We start from the raw sequence: 26,980 nt of genomic DNA on the forward strand, positions 1-26,980 counted from the left end.
ACGAGTCCCGTCGGCCCACAGCGCAGCGTGTTCTCAGAGTAGCGAGGCGGTCACACGGATGGCAGGGATTCGACCGCGATACGCCACTCGTCACCCGGCGCGCGCCACCACCCTCACTCCCAACTCCCTCCCCCTCCCGGCGACTTCCACCGCACTGGCGTACGGGAGCGTTCTCGGGCGCTGGCCCGAGCCCCTGACCTGGGGTTGTCCCCTCAGGGTCCCCCTAGGGGTTGTCACAGCTCAGCCGCAAACCCGCTCTCCTCCACAGGACGGACGACCCCACCCCGCCAGACCAGGTACGTTCGATTCCGTGGCTGGATTCAGGATCGGACGCGGCGGCCGGGACAACCGCGCACAGCAAGGACCCCGACAGGGCCCGCCCCCGGGCGGGCACCCCGGTCAGGGCGGTCACCCGGGGCCGCACCAAGGACCGCGGCAGGACCCGTACGGACAGCAGGCCCCCCAGGGCGGCCAGGCGCCGTACGGGTACCCGCCCGCGCCCGGCGGCGGCCGCCCGGCCCCGCAGCCGTACGGCGGCCAGCCGCCCTACGGCGGGCCCGGCCCCGGCCAGTACGGCGGCCCGCAGCACGGCGGCCCCCAGGGCGGCGGCCAGCACCACGGCGGCGCCCAGCAGTGGCCGCAGCCCGCGGGCGGCCACGGGGAACCCGAGTACTTCGGCGGGCAGGGCGGGCACGGTGGTCCTGCCGGACACGGCGGGCACGGCGGCGGCCACGACCCGTACGCCGCCAACAACCCCGGGCACACCCAGGCCTTCTCCCTCGGCGAGGACCCGTACAACGACGGTGACACCTACCGCGCGGGAGCGGCCCCCGCGGGCCCCATCGGCCCGAAGCTCCCCTGGAAGGACCTGCTGCGCGGCATCGTCTTCCGCCCGGTCCCGACCTTCCTCCAGATGCGGGACTACGCGATGTGGGCCCCGGCCGTCATCGTCACGTTCCTCTACGGCCTGCTCGCCGTCTTCGGCTTCGACGAGGCCCGCGAGGACGTACTGAACGCCACGCTGTCCACAGCGATCCCGTACGTCATCACGACCGGCGTCGCGATCTCCCTCAGCGCCTTCATCCTCGGCATCGTCACGCACTCCCTGGCCCGCCAGTTCGGCGGCGACGGCGCCTGGCAGCCGACGGTCGGCCTCTCCATGCTGATCATGGCGATCACGGACGCCCCGCGCGTCATCGTCGCCCTGTTCCTCGGCGGCGGCAACAGCTTCGTCCAGCTCCTCGGCTGGGCCACCTGGCTGGCGGCGGGCGCGCTGCTGACCCTCATGGTGAGCAAGTCCCACGACCTGCCGTGGCCGCGGGCGCTCGGCGCGTCGGCGATCCAGCTCCTGGCGATCCTGTCGATCATCAAGCTGGGCACGTTCTGACTCCCGCGTACACCGGCGTACACCTGCGTACACAACGAAGGGCCCCGGCGAGCACAAGCTCACCGGGGCCCTTCGCGTCGTACGCGCGACTGCGTACGCGGGACACCTGACCGTTAGGCGTCGAGAACCTGCCCCTGCCGCTTCACGACGGGCGGCTCGACGCTCCACGGGAAGTTGATCCACTCATCGGTCCGCTTCCACACGTACTCGCACTTCACGAGCGAGTGGGACTTCTCATAGATGACGGCGGAGCGCACCTCGGCGACCGTGTCGAGGCAGAAGTCGTGGACGAGCTTCAGCGTCTTGCCGGTGTCGGCGACGTCGTCGGTGATGAGCACCTTCTTGTCGGAGAAGTCGATGGCGTTGGGGACGGGGGCCAGCATGACCGGCATCTCCAGGGTCGTCCCCACCCCCGTGTAGAACTCGACGTTCACCAGGTGGATGTTCTTGCAGTCGAGGGCGTACGCGAGCCCGCCGGCGACGAAGACGCCGCCGCGCGCGATGCTCAGCACGATGTCGGGCTCGTACCCGTCGTCGGCGATGGTCTGCGCCAGCTCGCGTACGGCGCCGCCGAACTTCTCGTACGTAAGGTTTTCGCGAACGTCACTCATGCTGGGGCTCACACCTGGGTCCGATGGAAGTTGAGGAAGGAACGGGAGGCGGTGGGGCCGCGCTGGTTCTGGTAGCGCGAGCCGTAGCGCTCGGACCCGTAGGGGGACTCGGCGGCGGAGCTCAGCCGGAACATGCACAGCTGGCCGATCTTCATCCCCGGCCACAGCTTGATGGGCAGCGTGGCGAGGTTGGAGAGCTCCAGGGTCACGTGACCGCTGAACCCCGGGTCGATGAACCCGGCGGTGGAGTGCGTGACGAGCCCGAGCCGCCCGAGGCTGGACTTGCCCTCCAGGCGCGAGGCCAGGTCGTCGGGGAGGGTGATGACCTCGTACGTGGAGGCGAGCACGAACTCCCCGGGGTGGAGGATGAACGGCTCGTCCCCCTCCGGCTCGACGAGCCGGGTGAGATCCGCCTGCTCGACGGACGGGTCGATGTGCGGGTAGCGGTGATTCTCGAACACCCGGAAGAAGCGGTCGAGGCGCACGTCGATGCTGGACGGCTGCACCATGGATTCGTCGTAGGGATCGATCCGGACCCGCCCGGCGTCGATCTCGGCCCGGATGTCCTTGTCTGAGAGAAGCACGCACCGAGGATACGCAGAGCGCGCGGGACCGCCCCAATCGGACAGACCCGCGCGCCTCGGGTTCGGGGCCGCGCCTCGGGTACGAGCCCGTACCTCGCCCGTACCCGCGGCCCTCCCGCCCGCTACCGCTTCTGCAGTTCCACCGGAACCGCGTGCCGGAGCCGGGCACAACGAGGACATCGGATCAGCCGGCCGGGGCCGAGCCGGTCGGCCTGCTGCATCGGGAACGAAGCGGTGCTGAACACGTGCCCTTCGGCACAACGGACGACGGTGTGCTCCATCAAGTCCTCGGGTCCCTTCCCCAGAGCCGTTACGCAAGTGCCGTCCACCCAGGAACGAAGGCCGTTTCTAACCTTCCGGTCCGACCTTCCGACCGACGGCGAAAGCCACATTACGGGATGAAAGGGACGCCATTCCAGGCGGCACTCCGACTCTCACGGCCCCCCGCACGGGGCCCTCACACAACCCCCACGACGCCCCTCCGGCCCGCCTCCCAGACGCTCCGAAGACACCGCGGAAAACACCGCGCACGCACCCCGGGCCACGCCCCGGACACAACCTGCCCGGATCCCCGACCGGATCCCCGGCCACACCCCGAAGCACCCCCCGAAGCACCCCCGAAGCACCCCGAGACGGCCCCTACCGTACGCCCCAACTCCCTTCGCCCGCAGTCACGCAGAGCCCACACAGCGCAGCGAAGCCTCGACGCGGCGGCGCCCGGGGCCTGGGATGGGGTAGAGTGTGCGAAGCTACGAAACCGGTTCAACCGGGAGCGTCGCGCGGGTGTAGTTTAGTGGTAGAACATCAGCTTCCCAAGCTGAGAGTGCGAGTTCGATTCTCGTCACCCGCTCTTCTTGAAGCCTCAGGTCAGCGACCTGAGGCTTATTTGCTGTCCAGACTATTTGTCGACCCTCGCGCCCCCGACACGCCCCGAGATAGGGCACGCGGAGGGCACGGGGTCCCCTCGGTGCATTTGGTCACCACCTAACTCTCCCTCCTCAACTGCGCCGCCTGGTACGCCCCTTGGCGCACGGAGCCCTGGCAAGACGCGCGGCCGAAGCCATCAGCTTGCCGTTCCCTTGGCAAAGAGGGCCGGATGTTCGGAGTGCCGCGGACTCGACAGCCTCCCGAACCGTCATCTCGTTGCACTTGTTGCGTTTACTTCGATTGTTTCGAATAATGGGTATACGCAGACTCGACGCCTGCTTCCCGCACCGACAGGGGCGCACCATGACCAAGACAGACATCCGACCCGTGAAGCTGCCACCTGAGAAGGCCGCGGCCGCAGCGCACGCGCTCGCACAGGTCGGCAGCTACCTGGCGGCACACCAGGACCTCGCAGAGATCACCGTGACGGTCGAGGACGGAGAGCGCGAGCCCCTCGCCCTACCCCGCGAGGCCGTGGAACTGCTCGCCACCATGCTGGCCCACCTGGGGGCCGGCCGCGCCGTCTCGGTCGTCCCGTCCGACGCCGAGCTCACCACACAGCAGGCAGCAGACATGCTCAACGTGTCGCGGCCATTCCTGATCGGGCTGCTGGATGCCGGGGTAATCGAATACCGAACCGTCGGCACACATCGGCGGATCACCGCGTCGTCGCTCCTGCAGTACAAGCGCAAGGACGACCAGCGTCGCCGCGAAGCCGCCGACGAGCTCACCCAGCTCGGCCAGGAAATGGGAATGATCTAGCACATGGCCTTCGTCGCCATCTACGACGCCAACGTCCTCTACCCCAGCACCCTGCGCGACGTCCTCATCCGAATCGCGCAGGGTGGCCTCGTCCAAGCCAAGTGGACCGATCAGATCCTCGACGAGACATTCCGTAACATCCTCAAGAACCACCAGGGCATCCCGCCCGAGAAGCTCGACCGCGTCCGCGCCTTGATGAACGCTGCAATCCGGGACTGCCTGGTCAGAGGACACGAACCACTGATCGATGCCGTGAAGCTGCCTGACCCGGACGACCGGCATGTCCTGGCCGCGGCGATCCGGGCCAAGGCACAGGTCGTCGTCACCTTCAACCTGAAGGACTTCCCTACCGATGCCCTGGCCCCCTGGGACGTCGAAGCTGTGCATCCGGACGCCTTCCTGGAGGCACAGATCGATCTGGCCCCGCAGGTCGTCTACGGCGCGGTACAGAGGATCGCGGACAGCTGGCGAAAGCCGCCAGGCACAGTGGACGACGTGATCGCCAGGCTGGAGCGGCAGGGCCTGGTCGCTTCGGCGGCAGCCTTACGAACGCTTGCAATCACGCCCTGACTGCCGTTCTCAAGTACGCAAGGCGGTGACCGTGCGCACCCCGCTGCGTCCGTCAGCCGACGGACGCGCAGGTCCGCGGTGCGCACGCGGCACCACGCTATTGGCAAGCACACGGAGTTCGGCTTCACCGAGATCGTCATCCACTCAGGAACGACAACTACGGGGAATCGCGGCGCCGGGTTCACCCTCCCCTGCAGAGAGCACCCGTACAGCATCGGAGGGCATCGGGAAGGCGTCGCCCGATTCGGGGTCCCACAATGTCACCTCACCACCGACCACGCCGAACGTGCCGTACACCTGCCTGGAGTCCAATCGGTGCCCGTACAACGGAAGTTCGTCCAGGGAGCCGATCGGAGTGACGCAGACGGGTCGGGGATTGGCACCGTAGTAGTGATCCGGTACTCGGCCCGATCGCCACTGCCGTACCGCATCATCACCGGCCGCGCCGGCGCCGTCCAGTACGGTCACCGCCCACGCCAACGTGAGCGCCATGGCCCCGGTCAGGGCGGCGATCGGGAGGAACAGGCGCAGCGTACGGTGGCGGAACAGGGGCAGCCGCAAGTAGCCCCAGCAGGCCAGGAAGAAGAGCGTCAGCCCTACCGAGATCCCCAACACGTATACCGAGGCCAGGAACTGCCACACCTCCGCAACGTCCATCTCCTCCGCGCGGACGTGGAACGCGGCACCGTAGAAGGTGAAGAGCACAGGGCTGAGCCCGCCGAGCGCCGGAACGACCACCGGTAGCAGAGCGACGAACACCGCCACCAGAAACGGTCTCCGGCTACCCTCGCGGACCAGGCGTCGGATGCCGCCCGTGACGAACACCGCGCCTGCCAGGAGGAGGTGCCGACGTACAGCGGCAGTGGGATCAGCGATCCAGGTCACCCAAGCCGTGACCGCGAAGAGCGCTCCGCTGGTCGCCCGCGCCGCCAGCCATGCGTGACTGCGCCGGCACCGGTAGACCACCACTGCGTCCCCGTCCCGCGCGGCATCGCCCCCACCCCCGGCTGCCGTGCGACGGCCATCCGACGTGAGCGAGCTGGTGCGGCGCCGGCGGACGACACGACGTCGACGGACGAACGGGAGCATGATGGTCGCGCACCACCAACTCAGCAGCGCCCACGCCACCAGTGCAGGCAGGGCCAGCCACCAAGGCCCAGAAGCAGCCGGGATGCACCCTCGCCCTGGTCCGGTGCATTCCGTCGTGTGCTCGCATCCGACGCGGAAACGGGGAACGCACCCGACCCTCACCAGCGTGCCGCTCGGCCTCCTCCAGCGAGCCGAACAGCACCGTCCCTGTGTCGTGCAGCCCCGTGCTCCGCTCCAGATTGAACAGCCACCGCAGCCACCAATTGGCGTGCGTGCTTGGCGGGGCGCAGACGAACCAGTGCGGTTCCTGGCGACGCTGCCTCCGCCGCATCCGCGCACTCACAGGCCGCAGATCAAGCTCTGCATCGTCCGCCAGGTCCTTGACCTCCTGGACCGCCCACCGTTCCGGTCGACGACCAGAATCACGCCCGACGTCGACGACCAGAATCACGCCCGACGGGGATGCCAAGCGCGTAGACCGAATTCCGGACCGCCTCATCCGGAAGGACTCCGCCCGGGGTGCGAGCCTCCGGGTACACCTCCTCGTGAGCGTCAAGTACCTCCCAGCCCCTCTCCTCGAACAAGGCGCGGGCCTTTCTCCGGTGCTCGACCGGCCCCGTGAGAGCCGCCTCCACCCGGACGGTGAGCAGCGCAACTCCGCGCCCCTGTCCCTGGTCTGCCTGCACGATCCCCTCCCTTCAACGGGAGTTGATCTGCCCTGTCGATCACGGACTTCAACACTGGTCCGCGGAAATGACACTGGCCCGGCATGCCTGTCATAGCGTGGCTCCCTGACAAACCGGTGTCTGCACTCGCGACGCGGTCTCTGGTCCAGGCAACAGAGCGAGCCGAGCCCGGCGCTTCAGCCATCGCACTCACGCAATATCCCGCAGATGCACGACGCCGTGCCCATAGCGTGCCCGTAAGAGCGGGAAACTACGGTCAACAGCGGTGCGAGCCGGCTCTCGCGGCCGCCCAAGTAGACGGTATCTGCGCAGGTCAGAGCCATAGAACCCGCCCAAGCGCCATCGCTTCCCAAGCTGAGAGTGCGAGTTCGATTCTCGTCACCCGCTCCACAGTTGAGGCCCAGGTCGTCCGACCTGGGCCTTCTTGTTGCCCGGGTGGCGTCGGCCTTCGCTGCCTGCCCGCCGTCCGCTCGGATCAGCCGCCGCGTGCCGGGTCCCTGTCGGAGGCTTGATCGTCCGGCTTCGCCTCCGCAGCCGCGGCCCGTGCCGCGCGGAGCGCACGCCGGATGCGGGCGGCCGGGGCGCAGTCGCGTTCCGCCAGGCAGTCCGCGCACCCCTCCAGGTGCGCGAGCAGCGCCTGGTACGTGGACCACTCCGTGGCCGGGGTCACCTCGAGGCCTCCGCCGAGCGCGCGAGGCCGAGGGCGACCAGCGCGGCCACGGACGGGAGGGGGCACAGGTCGCCCGGGTGGTGCGGGAGGCTCACCCAGTAGGGGCCGGGTGGCGAGGTGCGGCGCACCGCCGGGACGCCCAGGTACGTGCCCGTCCCCAGGAGCGGGGCTTCGTCGGCGTACGACCACCTCTGCTGCGGGGTGCTGCCCGCGACCAATGCGTAGTACTGGCTGCTGAAGCCGCTGCAGAACACCGGACCGCTCAGCATCGTCGCGAGCGAGACGGCCACGGCCGCTGCCATGTCCGTGCCGAGGGCCGCGTACACGAGAGGGCCGGAGAGTCTCACCGCGCAGAAGCGTGGCCCGCACGGGAGCAGTGCGACGCCTCCTTCCGCCCACTCGCGCCGGGCGTGCGCGGCGCCCGGCTGAGCGCGCGCGAACCAGTCGGAGAGGGCTCCGTCTGCTGGGTGGATGTCCACGCTCTTCCCCTGCCGTCATCACCGATCAGGTCCAGGACCAGGGTGGCGACGTACAAGGGGGCCAACTGTCACTCCGCGGTGACACCCATCATCGGCTGGCCTCCGCTGTCACTGACCTAGCCACGCGGCGATGTGGCCCAAGGCATCGGGGGTACGGCGCTGCTGGCGCACCAATCCTTCGATGGTCGCGCGGGCCCCCGGGTGGTATCGCGTCTGCTGCGCCGCCAGCTCACGGGCCTTCGTGATGGAGACGAGTGCCGCGTCGTTGCGGCCCGTCTCCATCTCCGAGCGCCCGCGGTCGATCCACACGTGGGCGCGGCGCGACGCGGGCCATGAGGCGGGCATGTGGATCTCTTTGGCCCTCGCCACGGCTTCCCCGTGACGCCCCATCTCGGTGAGCGCGGAGACCTCGTGTGCCGCGCAGTTCGTCGGCCCGAAGGACAGCCAGTGCACATGGCCCATCTCCCCGACCCGGTCGGCGATCTGCTTCGCCTCGCCCAGTCGGGTCCGCACCACGTCTTCGTCGCGAGCGCGTGCGGCGATGACGGTCGCACCCAGGTGCAACTGCCCTGCTACGGCGAGGGATTCAGGTGTCTCGTCGGCCTGTAGGAGCAGTTGCTGGCCGGCGTCCACGAGGCGCAGGCCGATGGTGTGCTCACCCTCCCGGTGGTACACGAGCCCGCGCATGTACTGGCGGACGGCCGACAGGACGGGGTCGGAGGCCCGTTGCGCGGCCCACTCCATCCGGTCCAGGGCGATGGTGGACAGGTCGTAGAAGCCGAGCTTGATGGTGACGTCGTGGGCCGTGCGGTACGCGGAGCCGAGCGCCGCCCACAGTTCGGGCGAGGGGTTGCGGTGCGCGGCTGTGGTCAATTCGGTGATCAGTCGGGGCAGGGTGCGGGCGGCCTTGTGGAGGTGGGTGGCTCGCACCTCCTGGCAGAGGGTGGCCGCGGCTTCGGCGAGGCGCGGTGTTTCCCGAGTGGCTACGTCGGGGTCGGCGCCCAGGTCGTACAGGTCGAGCGACTCGCGGATGGGTCTGATCAGCTCGGCGAGGCGGTCCTGCTGGAGCTCGGTCATGTACGGCTGTCCGGTCAGGACCGCGACGTCGATCCGTAGCGCGCGGGCGTACGCTGCGGTGAAGTCCGGGCTCGCCGCCTTGTGCCCACGCTCCACCTGGTGGACCAGGCTGTACGAGTAGCCGGCCTTCATGGCCAGACCCCGCTGCGTGTACCCGGCCAGCTTCCGCTGCTGGGAGATGCGGGCACCGGGGTGATCGTCTGTGGGCATGCTGGTCTCCGCTCCTGACGGCCCTCTGGAACGGTACCCACGGCGGGCGCCGCCGGACCGGAATCCGCCTCTCATCCACCTGCTTCGGGGATAGTTGCCTGGCGCCCGCACACGGGGTGGGATGAGGCGCATGACCTCGCCGCGCTCACGGACCCTGTACTTGTTCGCCTCGGCCGCGCCGCCGGTGTTCGATCTCGCGCAGGTCGTCGAGGCGGCGCAGGGCGACGGGGGTTGGAACGTGTGCGTCGGCCTCACGCCGACCGCCGCGCGCTGGATCGAGGGCGGCCTCGAGGGCGGCCTCGGCGGGCTGGAGGCCCTGACCGGGCACCCCGTCCGGAGCGAGTACAAGCTCCCCGGCGAGCCCGACGCCTGGCCCCCGGCGGACGCGATCCTCTTCGCCCCTGCGACCTTCAACTCCCTCAACTCGTGGGCGCTGGGCCTTACGTCGTCCTTCGTGGTGGGCGTCGCGGCGGAGGCCATCGGCAAGGGGATCCCCACAGTGACGGTGCCTTGCGTGAACGCTGCGTATGCCCGGCATCGCCAGTTCGACCGCAGCGTAGAGGAGCTGCGGGAGCAGGGGGTGGTGGTGCTGTACGGGGAGGGCGGGTTCATTCCCAATCCGGCTGGCTCGGGGGTGCCGAAGGGGTATCCGTGGGGGGTGGCGCTTGGGGCTGTGGAGGGGGTGGTCAGTGGGCGGCGAAACCCAACCAGGTCAACCGCCTCGGGAGATGCCTGACGCCTCACGGCTCGGCGGAGTGAAGTTCCGTGCCACGACCGTGGACGACCGTGCCGAATCGTGCGGGGAAACCACGGGAGCAATGTCCACCGAAGCCCCTACAGTCGCTGGGAGCTTCGGTATCGAGTGTCCGCGTCACAGCGGCAGGTCGTCGGGCAGGACTCGGAAGGACTTGTGTCGGCCCAGAGGGCGTACGGCTCGGAAGTCGCGTCGGTCGAGGGTGAGGATCGCGTCGGTGTCGTAGTCCGCGGCCAGGGCCACGTTCACCGCGTCGGCGAGGTCGAGGTCCAGTGCGCGGTAGCGGCCACGGACGGACTGGGCAGCGCCCAGGTGCTGCTCCGTGATCTCCGGCATGACGACTCGGCCTCGCCCCATCCAGCGCCGGAGGTCGTCGATCGCGCTGACGGCAGCCTCCCGCCCGAGTTCGCGCGTGGCCACGTGGTCGAGTTCCGCCAGCAGGAGCGGGGGCATGACCAGGAGGCCGGCCGCCATGATCGCCTCATTCGCCGGCCCGTGCTCCGGGTGGGTCGAGTCGAGAGCAGCGAGGAGGCCGGACGTGTCCGCGATGACGATGATCACGCGGTGGTTCCAGGAGCTGACTCGCGCCGGACCGCGTCGACGACCGCGTCCCTGACCTCGGTCTTGGACGGCGTACGACCAGAGCCCTCGAAGGTTCGCGAGAACAGCGGCTCGTCCCAGACCCGGTTCGCCATCGCCGCGAGGTGAATCCCCTGACGGATGATCTCGGCCTCGCTTATCCCGCGCCGCTTGGCCGCCTCCTTGATGATCGCCAGGTCCTCGGGGTCGGCGTAGACGTTCGTGCGCTTCATGGACATGTACCAAGAGTAGTCCATACATCAGTTTGGCGTATGTGCCGTCGATCGCTGGCGACGGTCCCGGCCCCCGGTGCGGCTGGCGCCGGATCTCGCAGATGCGAGGGCTGCGGTCTGGGTTTGTCCGTTCGTTGCGGCGACGTGATGGCCGGGGCGGCATGGCAGGCGGGGCCGCACCTGGCGGCCCCTTTCGCGATGCGGACGACCTCCCTAGGGGGATATGGGCTCCCCCCGGCGAAAGGGCACGCCCACCGCGGCGGAAGCCGGACCCGCGCCCACCCCCACCCATCAGCGCACCCCCCGCCCCGCACGCCCCACCCCGCTGCTACGACTCCGCTCCTTCAGGTGATTTCGTCAGGTAAGCCGGTTTCGCGGCACCTACGATCCCGGTTTGTGACAGACGCGCAGAGCCGGCGTGAAGCCGATGTGGTGGTTCTCGGTGCTGGGCCGGCCGGGCTTGTGGTCGGGAATCTTCTTCTGGGGGGCGGGGTCGACTGTGTCGTGCTGGAGCGGGCCGAGCGCGAGCACGTGCGGGCGCGGGCGCGGGCCGGGTTCCTCGCCGCCAACACCGTGCGGATCCTGGAGCGGCACGGGCTGGACGCGGGGCTGCGACTGCGGGGGCGGCCGCACAGCACGTGTGAGTTCCGGAGTGGGGACGGGCGGTTCCGGCTGGACTACAGCGGGCTCGGGCGGGGTGAGCGGCACACCGTCTACCCCCAACAGGACTTGGTGTCCGACCTGTTGGCGCGCTTCCTGGGGCTGGGCGGGCGCGTCGAGTTCGGAGTCGAGGCCGTCGCCGTCCACGACGCGGACACCGGCCGGCCCTCCGTCAGCGTGCGCGACGCGGACGGGCGGCCCGGGCGGTGGCACGCGCGGTACGTGGCCGGGTGCGACGGGCGGCACGGGGCCGCCCGGCGTTCGCTGCCCGCAGGAACGGTGCGCCGCCACCACCGCGACCACGGCGTGACCTGGCTCGGGCTGCTCGCCGAGGCTCCGCCCAGCCTGGACGCCGTCGGGTATGCCGTGCACGAGCGCGGGTTCGCCGGGCACATGGCGCGGACCAGTGAGGTCACCCGGTACTACGTGCAGTGCGAGCGCGGGACTCCGGCCGACGCCTGGTCCGAGGAGCGGATCTGGGAGGAGCTGGAGCTGCGGATGCGAGGGGATGAGTACGGTCCGCTGCGGCGGGGGCCGATCGTCCAGCGGGCCGTTGTCCAGCTCGAGTCCGATGTGCTCGAACCGCTGCGCCACGGTTCGCTGTTCCTGGTCGGCGACGCCGCCGCCCTCGTCAGCCCTTCCGCCGCCAAAGGCGCCAACCTCGCCGTCCTGGAGGCCGAGATCCTTGCCCGTGCCCTCGTCGACGACCTCCGCCACGGTGACTCCAAGGGCCTCGACTCCTACTCCGCGCGGTGCCTCGCGTACATCTGGCGTGCGCAGGAGTTCTCCCACTGGATGATCCGGCTGCTGCACGGCTCGGTGTCCGGGGAAGCGGGCGGCCCGGCGTCCGGGGAAGCGGGCCGCCCGGCGTCCGGCGCAGCGGGCGGCGCGGCCGCCTTCCACGACTCCCTGCGGCGCGCCCGGCTCGCCTCGCTGCGTACTTCGCGCAGCCAGCAGGACTGGTTCGCCGAGCGCTACGTCGGCGTTTGAGGTTCGTCGTCACGGCTGCTGATCCCGACGGCGCCTGAGGCCGCCCACTGCTCCGCCCAGGCCTGCCCGCTTCACCCCTTCCCCACTCCGCTCCCCACCCCCGACTCCCCACCCCCGAACCCTGAGGATTCCCGCAATGATCACGACGCTGTCGGGCGACACGTCCCGCCTGCTCGCGACCGTCGACTTCGTCAAGGAGCAGGACACCGCCGCCCTGCTCCCCCTCCTCTTCCCCGGGCTCGACGGGCCGGAGCTGCGGACTCTCGTGGAGCACTGCCGTTTCGCGCATGCCGCGCAGCTCGTCTTCCCCTCGGGTGAGGCGGAGTTGGCGGCCATGCTGGCCGCCTGCGGGCTCGTCTCGGCGGCGCCGGGGCGGCCGAGCGTCGTCGTACGGGAGCGTCTTGCCGTACGCCATCGGCGACGGGCGGGCGATCTGGACGTCGGCATCCTGCGCCCGGAGGTGGTCGGGGCGGACGGGGAGCGCCGGATGGTCGAGGTGTTCGTGCTGACCGTGCCGCCGGGGTCGGACCTGGGCGCCGTCGCCGAGGCCGAGCGGGAGGGGCAGCACGAGGCGCACGTGGCCTTCGAGGTCGTGGCGCCGGACCCGCTGGTGCTGCGGGGGCTGTGTGCGACCTTCGCGCGGTACGGGGCCACCGCGGACGGCGGCGGCTACAACCCGCACGAGAACGGCACGGTCTTCTACTTCGGTGCCGCTGCCGAGGCCAAGGTCGGCTATCGGCGCGTGGAGTTGTACGTCCCCGGCGACCACCGCGACGTACTCTCCGCGCATCTCGCCGAGCATCGGGCCCAGCAGCCGGCCGAAACGGTCCTTCGCCTGCTGACCGGGGCGTGGACGACGCAGGCGCTGGCCGCCTTCACCGAACTGCGGGTGCCCGACGCCATGGACGGGGAGGGCGTGGGGGACGGCGGGAGGGAGGACGCCGGAGAAGGCGGGCGAGGCATCGGCGTCGAGGAACTGGCGCGGAAGGTCGGCGCGCGGCCGCGGAACCTGGCGACGCTGCTGCGCTACCTCGCCATGCTGGGCGTCGTGGCGGAGGACCGCGACGGCTTCCGGCTCACCGCCGTGGGCGCCCTGCTGCGCGCCGGTGGCCCGGGGTCGATGCGGGCGCTGGCGCTGATGTACGGCGGGCCGTTCTACCAGTCCTTCGCCGGGCTCGGGCACACCGTGCGTACGGGGCAGGTCGCCTTCGAGCACCACTTCGGCGAGAACCACTTCGACCACTTCGCCCGCGACCCCCGGCTCGCGGAACTCTTCGACCAGTCCATGGCCGCCGGGTCAGCGATGTTCGACCCCGTCCCCACGCATCCGGTGCTCACCGCGGCGGCCGGGGCGCCCGCCGGGGCCACGGTGGTCGACATCGCGGGCGGCACCGGGGAGTTGCTCGGCCGCGTCCTCGCCGCGCACCCCCGCCTGAAGGGGGTCCTCCTGGAGCGTCCGCACGTCGTCGAGGCCGCCCGCCGACGGCTGGAGGAGCTCGGCCCGCGGTGCGTGTTCCTGGTCGGGGACTTCGCCGACGTACCTGAGGGCGGTGACGTCTACGTCCTGTCCCGCGTCCTGCACGACTGGGACGACGACCAGTGCCGCGACATCCTGCGCCACTGCGCCCGCGCGATGCCCGCCCACGCCGACCTGCTCGTCGTGGAACGCGTCCTGCCCGCCGACGGAGCGTTCTCGCTGGCGACCGCCTGGGACCTCCACATGATGTGCAACGTCGGCGGCCGCGAGCGGCGCGCCGACCACTACGGCAGGCTGTTCGCCGACGCGGGGCTCGTCCTGGTGGGCGAGGTGCCGTTGCCGCTGGACGGGACGGTGCTGCACGTCAGGAAGGCCGGTCGGTCGGCCTCGGTGTGACGGGGAGCTGACCACGTTCGGTCGCGATCAGCCCCGGCCAGGGGCGCACACACGGCGGGCGTCACGTCGCCCTCAGGTCATCGAGAAGGCACCGGCACGTCCCGTCCGGTTCACGTGGCGCTGATGAAGTGGCTGCACCGTACAAGGACGTAACAAAGCACGTTTTGAGGAGTTCTCCATGGTCGGACCCCGTCTGTCCCGTCGTCACCTGATAGCCGCCGGTTCCGTGGCCGCCGCCACCGCGGTGGCCGTGACGCTCACCGCGTCGGCGGGGGCCTCCGACACCAAGGACCAGGCCCAGCGGGCCATCAAGGGCGGGAAGGCGAAGAACGTCATCCTGCTCATCGGCGACGGCATGGGCGACTCGGAGATCACGCTCGCCCGGGACTACACGGTGGGCGCGAACGGACGCCTGAACATGGACAAGTTCCCGCTGACGGGCGCGTACACGACGTACGCGGTGCACAAGGACGGCTCGCCCGACTACGTCACCGACTCCGCCGCGAGCGGCTCTGGCTGGGCCACCGGCGTGAAGACGGTCAACGGGCGCATCTCGAAGACGCCGGGCACCGACAAGGCCGTACCGACGATCCTGGAGCTGGCGCAGAAGAAGGGCTACGCGACCGGCTCGGTCACCACCGCCGAACTCACCGACGCCACCCCGGCCGTGCTCGCCTCGCACGCCACCGACCGCAGCTGCCAGGGCCCGGCCGACATGGCCAAGTGCCCGAAGGACACGATCGCCAAGGGCGGGCCGGGCTCGATCGCGGAGCAGAGCGTCAACCACAAGGTCGACGTGCTGCTCGGCGGCGGCAAGCAGCGGTTCGACCAGAAGGTCACCGACGGCAAGTACAAGGGGCTCACGGTCACCCAGCAGGCGAAGAAGCTCGGCTACCAAGTGGTCACGAACAAGCGCGAGTTGAGGAAGGTCAAGTCGGTCAGGAACGGCAAGCCCGTGCTCGGCCTGTTCGCGCCGGGCAACGTGCCCGTCGAGTGGACGGGCAAGGCCGCGGCCAAGGGCGGTACGGACCCGCAGCGCTGCACGACCTCCAACCCGGGCCGCCCCGCGGGCACGCCCGCTCTCCAGGACCAGGCGCGCAAGGCCATCGAGCTCCTTGAGGCCAAGCAGAAGAGCGGCAAGAACAAGCAGGGCTTCTTCCTGCAGATCGAGGGCGCCTCGATCGACAAGCAGGACCACGCCGCCGACCCGTGCGGCCAGATCGGCGAGACCGCGGCGTTCGACCGCGCGGTGAAGGTCGCCCGCGACTACGCCGCGAAGCACCCGGACACCCTGGTCGTCACCACCGCCGACCACGCCCACACCAGCCAGATCGTGCCCCTGGAGGCCCAGCCCCCCGGCCTCTCCTCCACCCTCGTCACCAACGAGGGCCAGCAGCTCAAGGTCAACTACTCCACGAACACCCCCGGCCGGTCCCAGGAGCACACGGGCACCCAGGTCCGCATCGCGGCCCAGGGTCCGCAGGCGTACCGGGTCCTCGGGGTCACCAACCAGACGGATCTGTTCACGACTGTGCGGGAGGCGCTGCGGCTGGGCTGAGGCCCAGATGAGCCGAGCGGGGCGCCGACGGGGGTGGGGCGCCGTTTCGCCCAGCAGACCGTGAGGGTGCCGACCCATGGGGTCGGCACCCTCACGCGTATGTGTCAGCCGCTGACGGCCACCTCTCGGCGACTACCGCCCCGGCTTCCCATCCATGTCGAGGATCGCGGCATGCGCGGCGGCGGCGATCATCGTGATGGTCAGAACGCCTCCCTCCCAGTTCTTCGGGTTGCCCAGCACCGTGGCAGCCATGGCCGAGCCATAGACGACCACCGCGTAGGCCACCGGCACGGCCATGCTGACGACGCGCTTCTTGGCGGCGACGAAGAACAGCGGCGGCGCCAGCAGTCCCACCGATGCCACGACCGCGATCACCCAGATGACCTTGTGCAGCGGCTTCGCGTACATGCGGGCCTGAATGGGCGCGTTGAGGTGCGAGCTAGTCATGTGTCCCCCTTGCTTCAACCAGGCATTCAGCGTGACCTGCGCCACATTGAAGTGGAGGTGGTTCGGGGTCATCAGGCAGCGGATGTCGGAGCACTCTCACAACCCCACGCTCCCGCGCACGCGCCGGAGCAAGCACAGCCCCTCTCACCCCCAAGCCCCCGACAGCCCCCGCCGCACCACCGAACTGAACACCCGCACCCCCCGCGTCGACCCCGGCGCGATGCCCGTCAGTTCACGTACGCGGCGCAGGCGGTAGTCCAGGGTGCGGGGGTGGACGTTGAGAGCCGTCGCCGTGGTCGTGCGGTTCATGTCGTGGGTGTAGTACGCGTCGAGGGTGAGGAGGAGGTCCGGGCCGGGGGCCAGGCGGTGGGCCAGGGTGTGGAGCCAGGCGTCGACGAACGGGACGTCCGCCACGGCGAGTTCCACGAAGACGTCGGCTGTCGTGTGGGGGTGCGCGGGTGCTCTTCGCAGGGGAGCCGCCCTGCTGATGCGTCTCGCTCGGTCGAGGGCCGCGGGCAGGTCGGGGAGGCCGGCCGTGGTGGTGCCTGCCGCGCAGGGGGTGGGGAGCGATTGGGCGAAGTCCTGTATGAGGGCCAGTACTTCTCCTGATTGCGTGGGTGAGAGCGTTGGCGCCGGAGGGAGCAGCGGGGTCAGGGCGATGAGTTCGCCCGGCGTCGACTCCGTCGGCGGGGACCACGTCAGGGGGACCTGGTGCTCCTTTATCAGTGCCTCGATCTCTCCCTCCGGGCCCCGGTCCCGCTCCGCGCCCGGGGTGCGGGGCGACGGGACCCGAATCACCGTCACCGCGCAGTACGCGGGTACCTCCATGCCGACGGCGCGGGCGAGTTCGGCCGCCATGGGGTCGCCGGACAGGAGGGCCTTGACGAGGAGCGCGACCTGGTCGACGTAGGGGAGCCGGTGGCGTAGCGCGGAGACGAAGCCCTGGCAGTAGGCCTCGATGCCGCGTTCGCCCTGGGCGGCGAACCAGCCGAGGAGGCGCACGAGTTCGTCGGCGTCGCCGCCGCGCTGGGCGTCCGTCGCCTCGTTGACCTCGCGCAGCATCAGCGCGGTGTGCAGGCGCAGGACGCGCTGGCGGGATTCCGGGGACAGGCCCGTGGCGGCTCGGGCCTCGCCCATCGCGGCGATGGCGGTGAGGTCGGAAAGGGTCAATTCCTCGCTGGTCGGGGCGAGTTCGCCGGTGCGACGACGCAGCCACACCGCGTACTCCAAGGTCTCCGCCCTGGCCCGGGCGTCCGTGTCCAGGATCCCGAACTCCGGGATCTCGCGCGCGTACGCCTCGACCTCCCGGCGGGCACTGCGCGCCGCGCGCCGGGCCAGCTCCACGAAGAGGTCGCCCATGGCCGGGAGCATGCCATTCCCGCCGAATTGATCGACAGGCCAGATCCGGACGGGGTTTGTCACTTCGTGTGAATCGGGAGCGAATTCGCACGGGATTCACGTCGGGCATTTATCAGGGTGCGCAAAGTTTTCCGGCGGCGACGGGCATGTCGCTCTCTTCGCTTGTGGGGCGCCGACGGTGCGGGCTTAATGGGGGGTCCGGTCATACCAGAGCCATATTCACGCCCGTCCGGCCCTCTTCATTCGGGAGGAAGTCAATGAGACGCGATCTCAGAACCAGGACGCGGACCACCAAGTTCAAGAAGAGTACGAGAATCGTGGCCGCCCTGTCCGCGTCGGCCGCCTGCGCCGCCCTCCTGGCCGCCGCGCCGGGCGCCGGCTCGGCCACCGACCCGGCGGCGAGCACCAAGGCCCCCGCCGCCACCCCCAGCCTCCGCGCCTTCGGCATCCTCGGTGGCGGTACCCGCATGGCCACCTTCACCACCGACCGGCCCGACATCCTCGACTGGGTCCGGGTCATCAAGGGGCTCAAGGGGGACACGAAGCTCATCGGCATCGACCACCGGGTGCAGGACGGGCTGATGTACGGCGTCGGCGACCAGGGCGGGATCTACACGATCAAGACCCCGCCGGACGTCGTGGACGTCGTCGTCACCAAGGTGTCCCAGCTACAGGTCGCCCTGTACGGCTCGAAGTTCGGCGTCGACTTCAACCCCGCCGCCGACCGGCTCCGCGTCATCAGCGACAACGGGCAGAACCTGCGGCACAACCTCAATGACGACAGCACGGCCGAGGACAGCGTCCTCACCACCCCGCCGATCGCCGCCCCCACCCGGGGCGTCACCGCCGCCGCGTACACCAACAACGATCTCAACGGCGCCACCGCGACGACCCTGTTCGACATCAACACCACGTCCGACCAGGTCGTCATCCAGTCTCCCGCCAACAACGGCACCCTGGCCCCGACCGGCTCCCTGACCCTCGACGCGGGCGCGGATTCCGGTCTGGACATCTTCAGTTATCTGACGGGCGGCAAGACCACCTCGAATATCGCCTTCGCGTCCCTCACGCCGTACGGGGCGAGCACTCCGTCCTTCTACAGCGTGAATGTCTTCACCGGCGAGGCGACCGTCATCGAGCAATTCCCGCTGGACGTCACCGATGTGACAATCAAGCTCAGCGGTAGTTGAGCGCCGGAATCCAAGGCCCGGCCGCACGGGTCGGCCAAATGACCGCCTAGCCGATCTCCACCACCCGCGCCCACTCCGGTGGCGTGTCCGGTACGTAGTCGGGGTCGTCCTCGTCCCGCGTCGAGGTGTCGCGGGAGGGGCGGGGGAACAGGCCGACCACCGTCCGGCACGGCGGCTGCGTGCTCGGCCACGGCGTCTGGCCGTCGGTGAGCGCCACGACGACGTCCGGCCGTGGCCGGGACCGCAGGGCCCGCGCGAAGCCCGTCCGCAGGTCCGTGCCGCCACCGCCGAGGAGCGGGATGCCCTCGCCCGTGCACAGCGGGTGGACGATGCGGGCCGACGCGTCGCAGGGCAGTACGGAGACCAGGTCGCGGCGGCCGCCCACCGCGTGGGCGATCGCCGCGACCTCAAGGAGCGCGCTGCCCAGCTCGGCGTCGCTGACCGAACCCGACGTGTCGACGATCACCGCGACCCGCGGCGGCCTGCTCCGCAGGGCGGGCAGCACCACACCGGGCACCCCGGCCGACCGCCGCGCGGGCCGCCCGTACGTGTAGTCCTCGCCCACGCCCGGCCCGGACACGGCCGAGCGCACGGCGGCGCCCAGCAACTCCCGCCACGGCTGTGGCGGATGGAACACCTCATCCGCCCACCGCTGCCACCCCTTCGGCGCCTTCCCCGGACGGCCCTTGAGCCCCTGCGCCACCCGGAAGCGCACCGCGTCCCGCTCCTGCGCGCTCAGGCCGTGGGCGCCCTCCGGGCCCAGGTCCCAGTCGCGCTCCCGGCCGTCGGCACCGCTGCCGCAGTCCAGCCAGGACAGGTCCGCCGTGCGCGGCCCGAGCCGGAACTGCCGCAGGTAGTCCTCCATCAGCTCCCCCGGCTCCAGGGCGAGCGTCTGCGGCCGCACGGCGCCCTCGGGCCGGACCAGCCCGTCCCCGTACACGTCGTCGTTGATCTCGCAGTCCGCCGCGATGTTCATCCGCAGCCCGTCCCCCGCGCCCGTCAGGCCCCGCTCCCGCGCCACCCGGTCACTGCGCCCGTGGTGGTCCCGCAGCAGGTGCGACACCTCGTGCACCCACACCCCGGCCAGCTCCTCGACCGGCGTCCGGGCCACGAACCCCGGCGAGACGTAGCACCGCCAGTACCGGTCCACCGCCATCGTGGGCACGTCCCGCGACTCGACGGTGTGCAGGGCGAACAGCGCCGTCGCCAGGTACGGCCGCACCCGCGCCGCGTGCAGCCGGGCGGCGAAGAGCTTGTCCTTGTCCAAGGGAAGGGGCGGGGGCGAGGGCGGCGCGGGGGCCGGGATCGCGCCCGGGCTCGCCGGGGGCCGCGTCATCGTGCCGCCCGCGCCGCGGCCGCCGTCGCCGTCGGCGCCTTCGCCGCCTTCGGCCTGGCCCGCGCCCGGTCCGCCCGCTGCGACAGCGCCACCGCTCCGGCCAGGCTCTCGATCGACTCCGGTACGTCCCAGTCCTCCTGCCGGAGCGAGGCCAGCGTGGTCGCGGGTACGACGACCAGGTCCGGGGCACCGGTCTCCAGGGCGCGGACGAGCAGCGCCCAGGCCGCGTCCCAGCGGGAGCGGTCCGGGCGGTTGCGGACCGCGGCCACCACGCCGTCGAGGGCGGCCTGGCGCAGGTCGCCGCGTTCGGGCAGCTCGGCGGCCGCCGGGTCGGCGAGCAGCAGCTCGGGGTCGGGGAGGTCCATCCGGTCGATCCCGGCGAGGAGTTCGAGGCCGGGGCCGTCCCCCACCGTGCCCCTGGCCAGCAGGGCAAGCACCTCACGGGACGAGCCCGCCGCGGTGGCGAACGCGATCAGGCGCAGCGTCATCTCCCAGCTCCGCGGCGACGGCCAGGGCCCGCCCCGGCGCGTCTCGTTGCCGGGCAGGCGGTGCACGAGGGTGGGGCGCGCCGCCAGCAGTTCGCACACCGCGCGACGGGCGAACCCCACGGCCTCCGGCAGCTTCCCGTGGTCGAGCCGGGGCAGGGTCGCCCGGGGCCAGGTCCCGCCGAGTCCGCGTACGACGACCTCGTGGTCGTGGGTCCACTGCAGATGGACGAACCGGTTGGCCAGGGGCGGGCTCAGCTCCCAGCCGTCGGCCGCCGAGGACCGGGGATTGGCGGCGGCCACGATCCTCACGTCCGGCGGGAGTCGGAGGGCACCGATGCGCCGCTCCAGGACGAGCCGGAGCAGCGCGGCCTGTACGGCCGGGGGCGCGGTGGACAGCTCGTCGAGGAACAGCAGGCCCCGGCCGGCCCGCACCAGGCGCACGGCCCAGTCCGGCGGTGCCATCGGGACGCCCTGCTCCGCGGGGTCGTCCCCGACGATCGGCAGGCCCGAGAAGTCCGACGGCTCGTGCACGCTGGCGATCACCGTGGTCAACGGGAGGTCCAGGGACGCGGCCAGCTGGGTCAGGGCGGCGGTCTTGCCGATGCCCGGCTCGCCCCACAGGAGCACGGGCAGGTCGGCGGCGACGGCCAGCGCCAGGGCCTCCAGTTGGATGTCGGGGCGGGGTTCGGTGGTGGTGTCGCGGAGGAGGGCCAGGAGGTCGGCGGCCACGTCGAGTTGGGCGTTGGTGGGGGTGGCCGGGGCGGACTGGATGGACTGGGCGGACTGGGCGGGCTGGGCGGACTGGGCGGGCTGGGTGGACTGGGTGGGCAGAACGGGCGGGGTGCGTGTGGGCATGTGGTCACCTTTGAGGTCGGGCGCGGCCGCGTGGGCCGACGGCGGATGTGGAGGCGAAGGTGAGGGCCGAGGCGGAGGCGGAGGCCCAGGGAGCGGAAAAGGCTGAGGCAGGGAGGCGGGGAGGCGGGGAGGCAGGGAGGCGGGGAGGCGGGGAGGCGGGGAGGCAGGGAGGGAGTTGGCGTCAGGGAAGGGGCGTGCGCGTCAGTACGCGGCCGTCCGGCGCGGCTGCGCGTGGGGGTCGCGGGCACGGCCGCGCCCTGGTCGCACCCGCGCACCGGGGCCACCGCCGCCCCTGGCCCCCGCGCCCAACAGGCCCGCCCTGAAAAGCCCGTACGTGATCCGCCGCGCCGCCGCGGCCTCCAGCTCGTCCCGCAGCGGCCCTGCGCGCAGCACGGCCTCGGGGCCGAGGAGGCCCTCGACGACGGCCAGCGCGCCGGCGGTGTCACCGTGGTCGAGGCGTTCGCGGACGCCGGTGAGGCAGTCCGGGCGGCGGTGGGCCTCGTCGATGGCGCGCAGGCAGGGGAGCGGGGGGCCGCCGAGGGCGACCAGGAGTTCCTCGCGCCGGACCTCGGCCGGTCCGTGGTCGAGCGCGGCGAGCGCCCCGTCGACGAGTCCGATGCGGTGCCGGGCGCCCCGGCAGTCCACGAAGCGCGGCTCGCCCGCCCGGTCGGGGGTGCGGGGCGGTCCCGTCGGTGGGCGGTCCGGTACGAGTGCGGAGGCGACGAGGGGGTGCAGGAGGCCGACGTCGAGGGTGCCGGTGCGGAGCAGTTCGAGGTCGGGCAGGACCCAGGTGGCGGCGTCGGGCAGGACGGGCGGGGCGGCCCGGTCCCGGCCACGTCGGCCGCCCCGGCCCTCGCCCCGCCCTCCGCCCACAGCCTCCGCCCCGCCCGCCCCGTCGAGCCGCAGCACCACCCGCCGCCCGGCCCCGAGCCGGACGGTGAACAGCCCGTCGGACCGGCCCTCGGCACGCAGCAGGATCTCCGCCTCCGCGGCCCAGCGGTCGACGGCGCAGGCGAGCCCGTGCGGTGCCGTCGGCAGCGGGTGCGGGTCCGCCATGAGGAGGGCGGCGGCTGCGGCGTCGGCGGGGGTGCGGTCGGCCCCGGAGCGTACGCGCAGCTCATCGGCTCTGCGCGCGTCCCACAGGTGCCGGTGCAGGTCGAGCCGGAAGCGTCGGCTGGGATGCGGATGAGGGTGCGGGTAAGGCCGTGCCCGCGGGTACGCGGACGAGGGCGGGGCCGGGGCGGGGTCCTGGTGGCCGGGGGCGCCGGGGCCCCCGTGGCCGAGGGCGCCGGGACCCGTGCGGGAGCCCTCCCACAGCGCGAGGCTGATCCGCTGCCCCGCGTCCGCCCACGCGGGCGGCGTCCGCGCCACCAGGTGCACCGAGCCCTGTGCGCCGGCCCGCTCCCCCGTGTCGTACCGGGCGAGCGGGACGGTGATTCCCGGCCGCAGGAGCCCGTCGGGGGCGATCCTCGGCAGGTGCCAGCGCAGCAGGTCGGGGGCGAGGTGGCGGAGGTCGTCGCGGACGCGGGCGGCGAGTTCGCGGCCGTGCGTGCGGGCCAGGGGGCGCATGTCGAGGTCCACGTCGACGCGCGCGGCGGCGCACGCGCCGGCCCAGTCACCGGCGAGGCGGCGGGCGGTCGCGGTCTCGATCATGTCGGCCGGTACGGCGAACTCGCGTACGCGCGGCCAGAAGGACGGGCGCCGGTCGGAGGGGCGCCGGAGAAAAAGGGCCTGGAAGGAAGGGGCCTGGAAGGAAGGGGGCCGGGCCCGGAAGGAAAGGGTCCGGGAGGCAGGGGCCCCGGAGGCAGGGGCCTGGGAGGAGGGGCGGGTGTGCCCGTTCGCGATGTCAGTGAGCATCAGCACTCACCTTGCGCGGACGGGTCCCCCAATCTGTCAACAGAGTGAGTGGTCATCGTCGTCATCGCGAGGGATGGTACGGCCCTCCCTCACGCCTTGTCAGGTGTTTTTCCCGAGCTGTACCGAGTCCTGGCGCGCGCTGTACTGACTCTGGAACTTCGGGGAACGTGGGGGCGTTGGCAGAAGGACGCGCGGAACGCGCGCGCACGAGCGGTTACATGGCAGAAGCTGAGGTGTCACGGATGGCTATGTGGGACAAGCTCAAGGAGCAGGCCAAGGGTCTGCAGCAGGCGCAGGGTTCGCGCGGCTCCGGCGGGCACGGGCGGTCCGGCGGCTCCTCGGGCGGCTCGAAGGCGCAGCTGATCAGCATGCTCAAGTCCCAGCTCACGTCCCTCAAGACGGAGCTGAAGAGCGGTTCGTACCGGGACGCGAGCATGGCCATGTGCGCCCTGGTCGCCGCCGCCGACGGCCAGGTCGACCCGGCCGAGCGCCAGCACGTGGAGTCGCTGATCCTGCAGAACGACGTGCTGCAGAACTTCCCGCCGGAGCAGCTGCGCCAGCGGTTCAACAAGCACGTGGACCAGCTGGCGTTCAACTTCCAGCAGGGCAAGACGGAGGTCATGCAGGAGATCGCCAAGGCGGCCAAGAAGCCGACGGAGGCCCGCGCGGTCGTCCAGACCGGCCTGGTGGTCGCGGGCGCGGACGGGTATGTCGCCCCGGCCGAGGAGCAGGTCCTGCGCGAGGCGTGCGCCGCACTCGGCCTGTCCCCGCAGGAGTTCGGCCTCTGAGGCGGGACGGCCCCGCGGCCGACCCGCCGCGGCCCCGCCGCGCCGGAGGCGTGAGCCACCGTTCGTACGGTTCGAAAGGGCCCCGCCGACACGGGTCGGCGGGGCCCTTCGCCTCGGACGGGCCCTAGCGGGCGATCACTGGTCGGAGTAGCTGAAGTCCCCCACGGTCCAGGCGCTGACGTCCTTGATCGCGACCCGGTACATGCCTCCGGTCTCGGGGATCCCCACGTTGCCCTGGAGGATCCGGGCGAGGTGGAAGTGCAGGTGTGTGGGCGCCGTCCCGCCGCCGTCGTCCGGTTCCGGACCGGACCGGACCGGGGTGCTGTGACCGGCGAAGACATCGGCGAACGGGCCGAGGCGGTCCGAGTCCTTCAGGACCTCGGAGACCCGCTGCCTCCACATGCTTTCGGGCGCGAGGCGGCCCGTGAGCACGGCGCCGGCGACGACCACGGTGAGCGACATCTGGTTGCTCTGCTCCGACTCCACCATGGCGGAGATGTTGACGAGCAGCTCGTCAGGGTTCGACATGACAGCGAATTCTATGCAGCGACCCGCCCCGGGCCCACCCCGCGTGCGGCTGGCCGGTCCGCGTGCGGCTGGCCGGTCCGCGGCGCCCAGGTCCTAGTCCGCCCGCAGCGACCGCCAGATCCGGTCCGGCAGGACCCGCACCGCCTCGTCCAGATCCACCTCGTAGCCGCCGACGAGCCAGCGGTGGGCCGTCTCCGCGACCGGGCCGAGCAGCAGGACCTCGATCGTCTGGTCGGGCAGCACGGCCACTTCACCGGCGGCGACGCGGGCGTACATCCAGGAGGCGATGGCGGCGAACTTGGCCTCCTTGGCCGCCGCCACCTCCTTGGCGTGGGCCGCGAGATAGCGGGAGTACGCGGAGGCGTGCACGAAAGTGGCCACGTCGCGGTGTTCGCGGGTGAAGTCCAAGTACGCCTTGACGAAGGCCTGGACGCCGGTGCGGGCCGTGCGGCAGCGGGTCACGGCGGCCACCACGGGGTCGCAGAGCTGGTCCTGGCAGCGGATGTAGAGGGCGGCGGCCAGACCGTCGAAGCTGCCGAAGTGGTGGTAGAGGCTGCCGAAGCTGACGCCGCTCGCCGCCGTGACCGCGTTGACCGTGAATCCCTGCCGCCCCGATGCCGCGTACACCGCAAGGGCCGTGTCCAGGAGCAGGTCGACCGTGGCCTCGCCACGCTGCTGCTTAGGCGCCATGCGGACCAGCGTAGTTCAGATCCAGCATCGGAAACTTTTTCTAGAAAAACTCTCTAAAAAGACCGTTGGTTGGGACACACTCTGTGCCATGGTCAGTCACGAGTCCGAGTCGGGGCGCCCACCGGCGCACCAGCCGGTCCCCGGCAACCCCTACGCCCAGCCGGTGCCGCAGCCGCCCGCTCAGCCGCCGATCCCGCCCCCGCCCGGGCCGCAGCCCGCGAACTCCCGCAAGCGCGCCCTGATGGTCGGCGTCGGCGCCCTCGCCCTGGTGCTCGTGGGCACGGGCGTCTTCTTCGTCACGCGGGGAGACGGCGACGGGGGCGAGGACGGTTCCCGCAAGCCGGTGGCGCAGGACTCGCGTCAGCCCGAGCGGGACGGACGCGAGTCGGCGCCCGCGCGCGACGGCAGCGACGACGACGGCGGCAAGGGCACCGGGGAGGCCGGCCAGATCGACGTCAACGCGGGCCGGGGGCCCGGTGACGCCAAGGCCTGGCTCGCCGTCAACGACGTGAAGCTGCCCGGCAAGGGCGGTCAACTCCTCGACCTGTGGCGGGCGGACGGCCTCGTCGCGCAGGCCGAGTACGACGAGGTCACCGCGTTCAAGGCCGCCGACGGCACGCGGGCGTGGCGGGTGCGGCTGCCCGGTGAGGTCTGCGACACCCCGGTGAACCCCTCGCCCGACGGAAAGGTGGTCGTCGCCTACACGACGAGCGAGGCCCGGGTCGGGGCCAAGTGCAACCAGCTGCAGATGATCGACCTGAAGACCGGGAAGAAGGGCTGGCACAAGAGCCTCACCGAGCACAGCACGTTGGACAGCACCACCGCCACGCACGTGGCGATCAGCGGCTCCACCGTCATGGTCGACCAGGACTCCGTCGCGCACGCCTACCGCGTGCGGGACGGCAAGCGGCTGTTCACGACCAAGCACCAGCGCGAGGGGGCCTGCTTCCTGAAGGGGGTCGCGGGCGGCTCCGCGCTGCTCCAGGTGCAGTCCTGCGCGGCGGGCTCCAAGTCCACCCACGGCCGGGTACGGGGGCTCGATCCCCGTACCGGAAAGGTCGAGTGGGTCTACCGGAGCAGGAAGGGGTGGCCCGTCGAGAAGGTCTACTCCGTCGACCCCCTCGTGGTCACCCTGCGCAGCCGCGACGATCCCGACAAGTGGGCCGTCGCCGCCGTCGACGAGCGGGGCGAGGAGCGCTCCTGGATCGACCTCGACGGCCGCAAGGAGAAGTTCGACCACTGCACCGGTGCCGGGGACTCCGGCGAGGGCGTGCAGAACTGCGTCGGGGCCGTCGTCGCCCACGACACGCTGTACCTCGCGAGCAGGCCCAAGGACACCCTCGGGCCCAACCGGATCGTCGCCTTCGCCCTCGGCACGGGGAAGGCCAAGTGGTCCGCCCGGGCCGGGGGCCGACAGCTCCTGCCCGTCACCGACAGCGAGCGGGACGGGCCCGGGGTGATCGTTTACGCGCGGCCGTACCGGGAGATGACCGGGCGGACCCTGTTCCTGCCCGCCGACGGCGGCAAGCCGAAGGTGCTCCTGAAGCACACCGCCGCCGCGCAGAAGATCGAGGTCTTCATGTTCGCCGGGAACACGCTGTACTTCGACGGGCGCCTGTTCATCACGCCGACGCGCCTGAACGGCAGGAGCCACGGTTCCGCGGGCGAGGAGGGGAACGGGCGGATGCTCTCGTTCGGACCTTGAGGCCGCCACGGCCGCGCGCCGGGCGCCGACGGCGCCCG

At 71.4% G+C, this 26,980-nt stretch carries 26 protein-coding genes and 1 tRNA gene; 11 read left to right on the forward strand and 16 right to left on the reverse strand.

Annotated features, from left to right (window positions below; all coding sequences use genetic code 11):
* Positions 1-310: 310 nt before the first annotated feature.
* A complete protein-coding gene (locus QUY26_RS18435) occupies positions 311-1,387 on the forward strand; it encodes a Yip1 family protein (RefSeq protein ID WP_289948040.1) in 1,077 nt (358 codons plus the stop codon).
* Positions 1,388-1,500: 113 nt separating this feature from the next.
* On the opposite strand, the gene QUY26_RS18440 is transcribed toward QUY26_RS18435, so the two are convergent.
* Positions 1,501-1,998, reverse strand: coding sequence for a phosphoribosyltransferase (locus tag QUY26_RS18440; protein WP_289948041.1), 498 nt, complete (start codon positions 1,996-1,998; stop codon positions 1,501-1,503).
* A gap of 8 nt (positions 1,999-2,006) precedes the next feature.
* Entirely contained in the window at positions 2,007-2,582 is a 576-nt protein-coding gene (gene dcd, locus QUY26_RS18445) for a dCTP deaminase (protein WP_030362097.1), read from the reverse strand.
* A gap of 779 nt (positions 2,583-3,361) precedes the next feature.
* Between dcd and QUY26_RS18450 the strand changes: the two genes are divergently transcribed.
* The 3 genes from QUY26_RS18450 (at position 3,362) to QUY26_RS18460 (ending at position 4,841) form a co-directional block, all read left to right on the forward strand.
* Positions 3,362-3,432: transfer RNA gene (locus tag QUY26_RS18450), tRNA-Gly, on the forward strand.
* Positions 3,433-3,812: 380 nt separating this feature from the next.
* Positions 3,813-4,271, forward strand: a complete 459-nt coding sequence (locus QUY26_RS18455; protein WP_289948046.1) for a helix-turn-helix domain-containing protein — start codon at positions 3,813-3,815, stop codon at positions 4,269-4,271.
* Positions 4,272-4,274: 3 nt separating this feature from the next.
* A complete protein-coding gene (locus QUY26_RS18460; protein WP_289948047.1) occupies positions 4,275-4,841 on the forward strand; it encodes a PIN domain-containing protein in 567 nt (188 codons plus the stop codon).
* Positions 4,842-4,985: 144 nt separating this feature from the next.
* Here the strand turns inward: QUY26_RS18460 and QUY26_RS18465 are convergent, their stop codons facing one another.
* The 5 genes from QUY26_RS18465 to QUY26_RS18485 form a co-directional block, all read right to left on the reverse strand.
* Entirely contained in the window at positions 4,986-5,810 is an 825-nt protein-coding gene (locus QUY26_RS18465; RefSeq protein ID WP_289948049.1) for a hypothetical protein, read from the reverse strand.
* Between the two features lie 542 nt (positions 5,811-6,352).
* A complete protein-coding gene (locus QUY26_RS18470; RefSeq protein ID WP_289948051.1) occupies positions 6,353-6,616 on the reverse strand; it encodes a hypothetical protein in 264 nt (87 codons plus the stop codon).
* Between the two features lie 475 nt (positions 6,617-7,091).
* The gene (locus QUY26_RS18475) at positions 7,092-7,286 is read right to left on the reverse strand and encodes a hypothetical protein (protein WP_289948052.1); all 195 of its coding nucleotides are present in this window, start codon (positions 7,284-7,286) and stop codon (positions 7,092-7,094) included.
* Entirely contained in the window at positions 7,283-7,765 is a 483-nt protein-coding gene (locus tag QUY26_RS18480) for a hypothetical protein (protein ID WP_289948054.1), read from the reverse strand. Before QUY26_RS18480 ends, QUY26_RS18475 begins: the two co-directional genes overlap by 4 nt.
* 108 nt (positions 7,766-7,873) lie before the next feature.
* Entirely contained in the window at positions 7,874-9,052 is a 1,179-nt protein-coding gene (locus tag QUY26_RS18485) for a helix-turn-helix domain-containing protein (protein WP_289948057.1), read from the reverse strand.
* A gap of 130 nt (positions 9,053-9,182) precedes the next feature.
* Between QUY26_RS18485 and QUY26_RS18490 the strand changes: the two genes are divergently transcribed.
* Complete coding sequence (locus QUY26_RS18490) at positions 9,183-9,788, forward strand: flavoprotein (RefSeq protein WP_289948059.1); 606 nt, start codon at positions 9,183-9,185, stop codon at positions 9,786-9,788.
* A gap of 135 nt (positions 9,789-9,923) precedes the next feature.
* Here the strand turns inward: QUY26_RS18490 and QUY26_RS18495 are convergent, their stop codons facing one another.
* Together QUY26_RS18495 and QUY26_RS18500 are read right to left on the reverse strand one after the other, a co-directional pair.
* Positions 9,924-10,367 (reverse strand): PIN domain-containing protein, encoded by a 444-nt coding sequence (locus QUY26_RS18495; protein WP_289948061.1) that lies wholly within the window; start codon positions 10,365-10,367, stop codon positions 9,924-9,926.
* A complete protein-coding gene (locus tag QUY26_RS18500) occupies positions 10,364-10,624 on the reverse strand; it encodes a CopG family transcriptional regulator (RefSeq protein WP_289948064.1) in 261 nt (86 codons plus the stop codon). The genes QUY26_RS18495 and QUY26_RS18500 overlap by 4 nt, the downstream gene beginning before the upstream one ends.
* Before the next feature lie 423 nt (positions 10,625-11,047).
* Between QUY26_RS18500 and QUY26_RS18505 the strand changes: the two genes are divergently transcribed.
* The 3 genes from QUY26_RS18505 (at position 11,048) to phoA (ending at position 15,699) form a co-directional block, all read left to right on the forward strand.
* The gene (locus QUY26_RS18505) at positions 11,048-12,268 is read left to right on the forward strand and encodes a 4-hydroxybenzoate 3-monooxygenase (protein WP_289955820.1); all 1,221 of its coding nucleotides are present in this window, start codon (positions 11,048-11,050) and stop codon (positions 12,266-12,268) included.
* A 136-nt stretch (positions 12,269-12,404) separates the two neighbouring features.
* Positions 12,405-14,141, forward strand: coding sequence for a methyltransferase (locus QUY26_RS18510; RefSeq protein WP_289948065.1), 1,737 nt, complete (start codon positions 12,405-12,407; stop codon positions 14,139-14,141).
* A 178-nt stretch (positions 14,142-14,319) separates the two neighbouring features.
* Positions 14,320-15,699 carry an alkaline phosphatase gene (gene phoA, locus QUY26_RS18515; protein WP_289948066.1) on the forward strand — a complete coding sequence of 460 codons (1,380 nt, stop codon included), beginning with the start codon at positions 14,320-14,322 and terminating at the stop codon, positions 15,697-15,699.
* Positions 15,700-15,831: 132 nt separating this feature from the next.
* On the opposite strand, the gene QUY26_RS18520 is transcribed toward phoA, so the two are convergent.
* Complete coding sequence (locus QUY26_RS18520) at positions 15,832-16,218, reverse strand: hypothetical protein (protein WP_289948067.1); 387 nt, start codon at positions 16,216-16,218, stop codon at positions 15,832-15,834.
* A 72-nt stretch (positions 16,219-16,290) separates the two neighbouring features.
* Positions 16,291-17,505, reverse strand: coding sequence for a PucR family transcriptional regulator (locus QUY26_RS18525; protein WP_289948068.1), 1,215 nt, complete (start codon positions 17,503-17,505; stop codon positions 16,291-16,293).
* Between the two features lie 257 nt (positions 17,506-17,762).
* Here QUY26_RS18525 and QUY26_RS18530 point away from each other — a divergent pair, with 257 nt between their 5' ends.
* Positions 17,763-18,695 (forward strand): DUF4394 domain-containing protein, encoded by a 933-nt coding sequence (locus tag QUY26_RS18530; RefSeq protein WP_289948069.1) that lies wholly within the window; start codon positions 17,763-17,765, stop codon positions 18,693-18,695.
* A 46-nt stretch (positions 18,696-18,741) separates the two neighbouring features.
* Here QUY26_RS18530 and QUY26_RS18535 read toward each other — a convergent pair whose 3' ends face one another.
* From QUY26_RS18535 to QUY26_RS18545, 3 genes are all read right to left on the reverse strand, one after another.
* Positions 18,742-20,031: a vWA domain-containing protein gene (locus QUY26_RS18535; protein ID WP_289948071.1), complete on the reverse strand. Its 1,290-nt coding sequence runs from the start codon at positions 20,029-20,031 to the stop codon at positions 18,742-18,744.
* Positions 20,028-21,374, reverse strand: coding sequence for an AAA family ATPase (locus tag QUY26_RS18540; protein WP_289948073.1), 1,347 nt, complete (start codon positions 21,372-21,374; stop codon positions 20,028-20,030). Before QUY26_RS18540 ends, QUY26_RS18535 begins: the two co-directional genes overlap by 4 nt.
* Before the next feature lie 201 nt (positions 21,375-21,575).
* Positions 21,576-23,027 (reverse strand): hypothetical protein, encoded by a 1,452-nt coding sequence (locus QUY26_RS18545; RefSeq protein ID WP_289955823.1) that lies wholly within the window; start codon positions 23,025-23,027, stop codon positions 21,576-21,578.
* Positions 23,028-23,473: 446 nt separating this feature from the next.
* On the opposite strand from QUY26_RS18545, the gene QUY26_RS18550 reads away from it, so the two are divergent.
* A complete protein-coding gene (locus QUY26_RS18550; RefSeq protein WP_289948075.1) occupies positions 23,474-24,019 on the forward strand; it encodes a tellurite resistance TerB family protein in 546 nt (181 codons plus the stop codon).
* Positions 24,020-24,154: 135 nt separating this feature from the next.
* On the opposite strand, the gene QUY26_RS18555 is transcribed toward QUY26_RS18550, so the two are convergent.
* Both QUY26_RS18555 and QUY26_RS18560 read right to left on the reverse strand, forming a co-directional pair.
* The gene (locus QUY26_RS18555; RefSeq protein ID WP_289948087.1) at positions 24,155-24,547 is read right to left on the reverse strand and encodes a hypothetical protein; all 393 of its coding nucleotides are present in this window, start codon (positions 24,545-24,547) and stop codon (positions 24,155-24,157) included.
* A gap of 93 nt (positions 24,548-24,640) precedes the next feature.
* Complete coding sequence (locus tag QUY26_RS18560) at positions 24,641-25,237, reverse strand: TetR/AcrR family transcriptional regulator (protein WP_289948089.1); 597 nt, start codon at positions 25,235-25,237, stop codon at positions 24,641-24,643.
* Between the two features lie 88 nt (positions 25,238-25,325).
* Here QUY26_RS18560 and QUY26_RS18565 point away from each other — a divergent pair, with 88 nt between their 5' ends.
* Entirely contained in the window at positions 25,326-26,942 is a 1,617-nt protein-coding gene (locus QUY26_RS18565) for an outer membrane protein assembly factor BamB family protein (RefSeq protein ID WP_289948091.1), read from the forward strand.
* Positions 26,943-26,980 lie beyond the last annotated feature (38 nt).

This window comes from Streptomyces flavofungini, from assembly GCF_030388665.1.
Taxonomy (GTDB): domain Bacteria; phylum Actinomycetota; class Actinomycetes; order Streptomycetales; family Streptomycetaceae; genus Streptomyces; species Streptomyces flavofungini_A.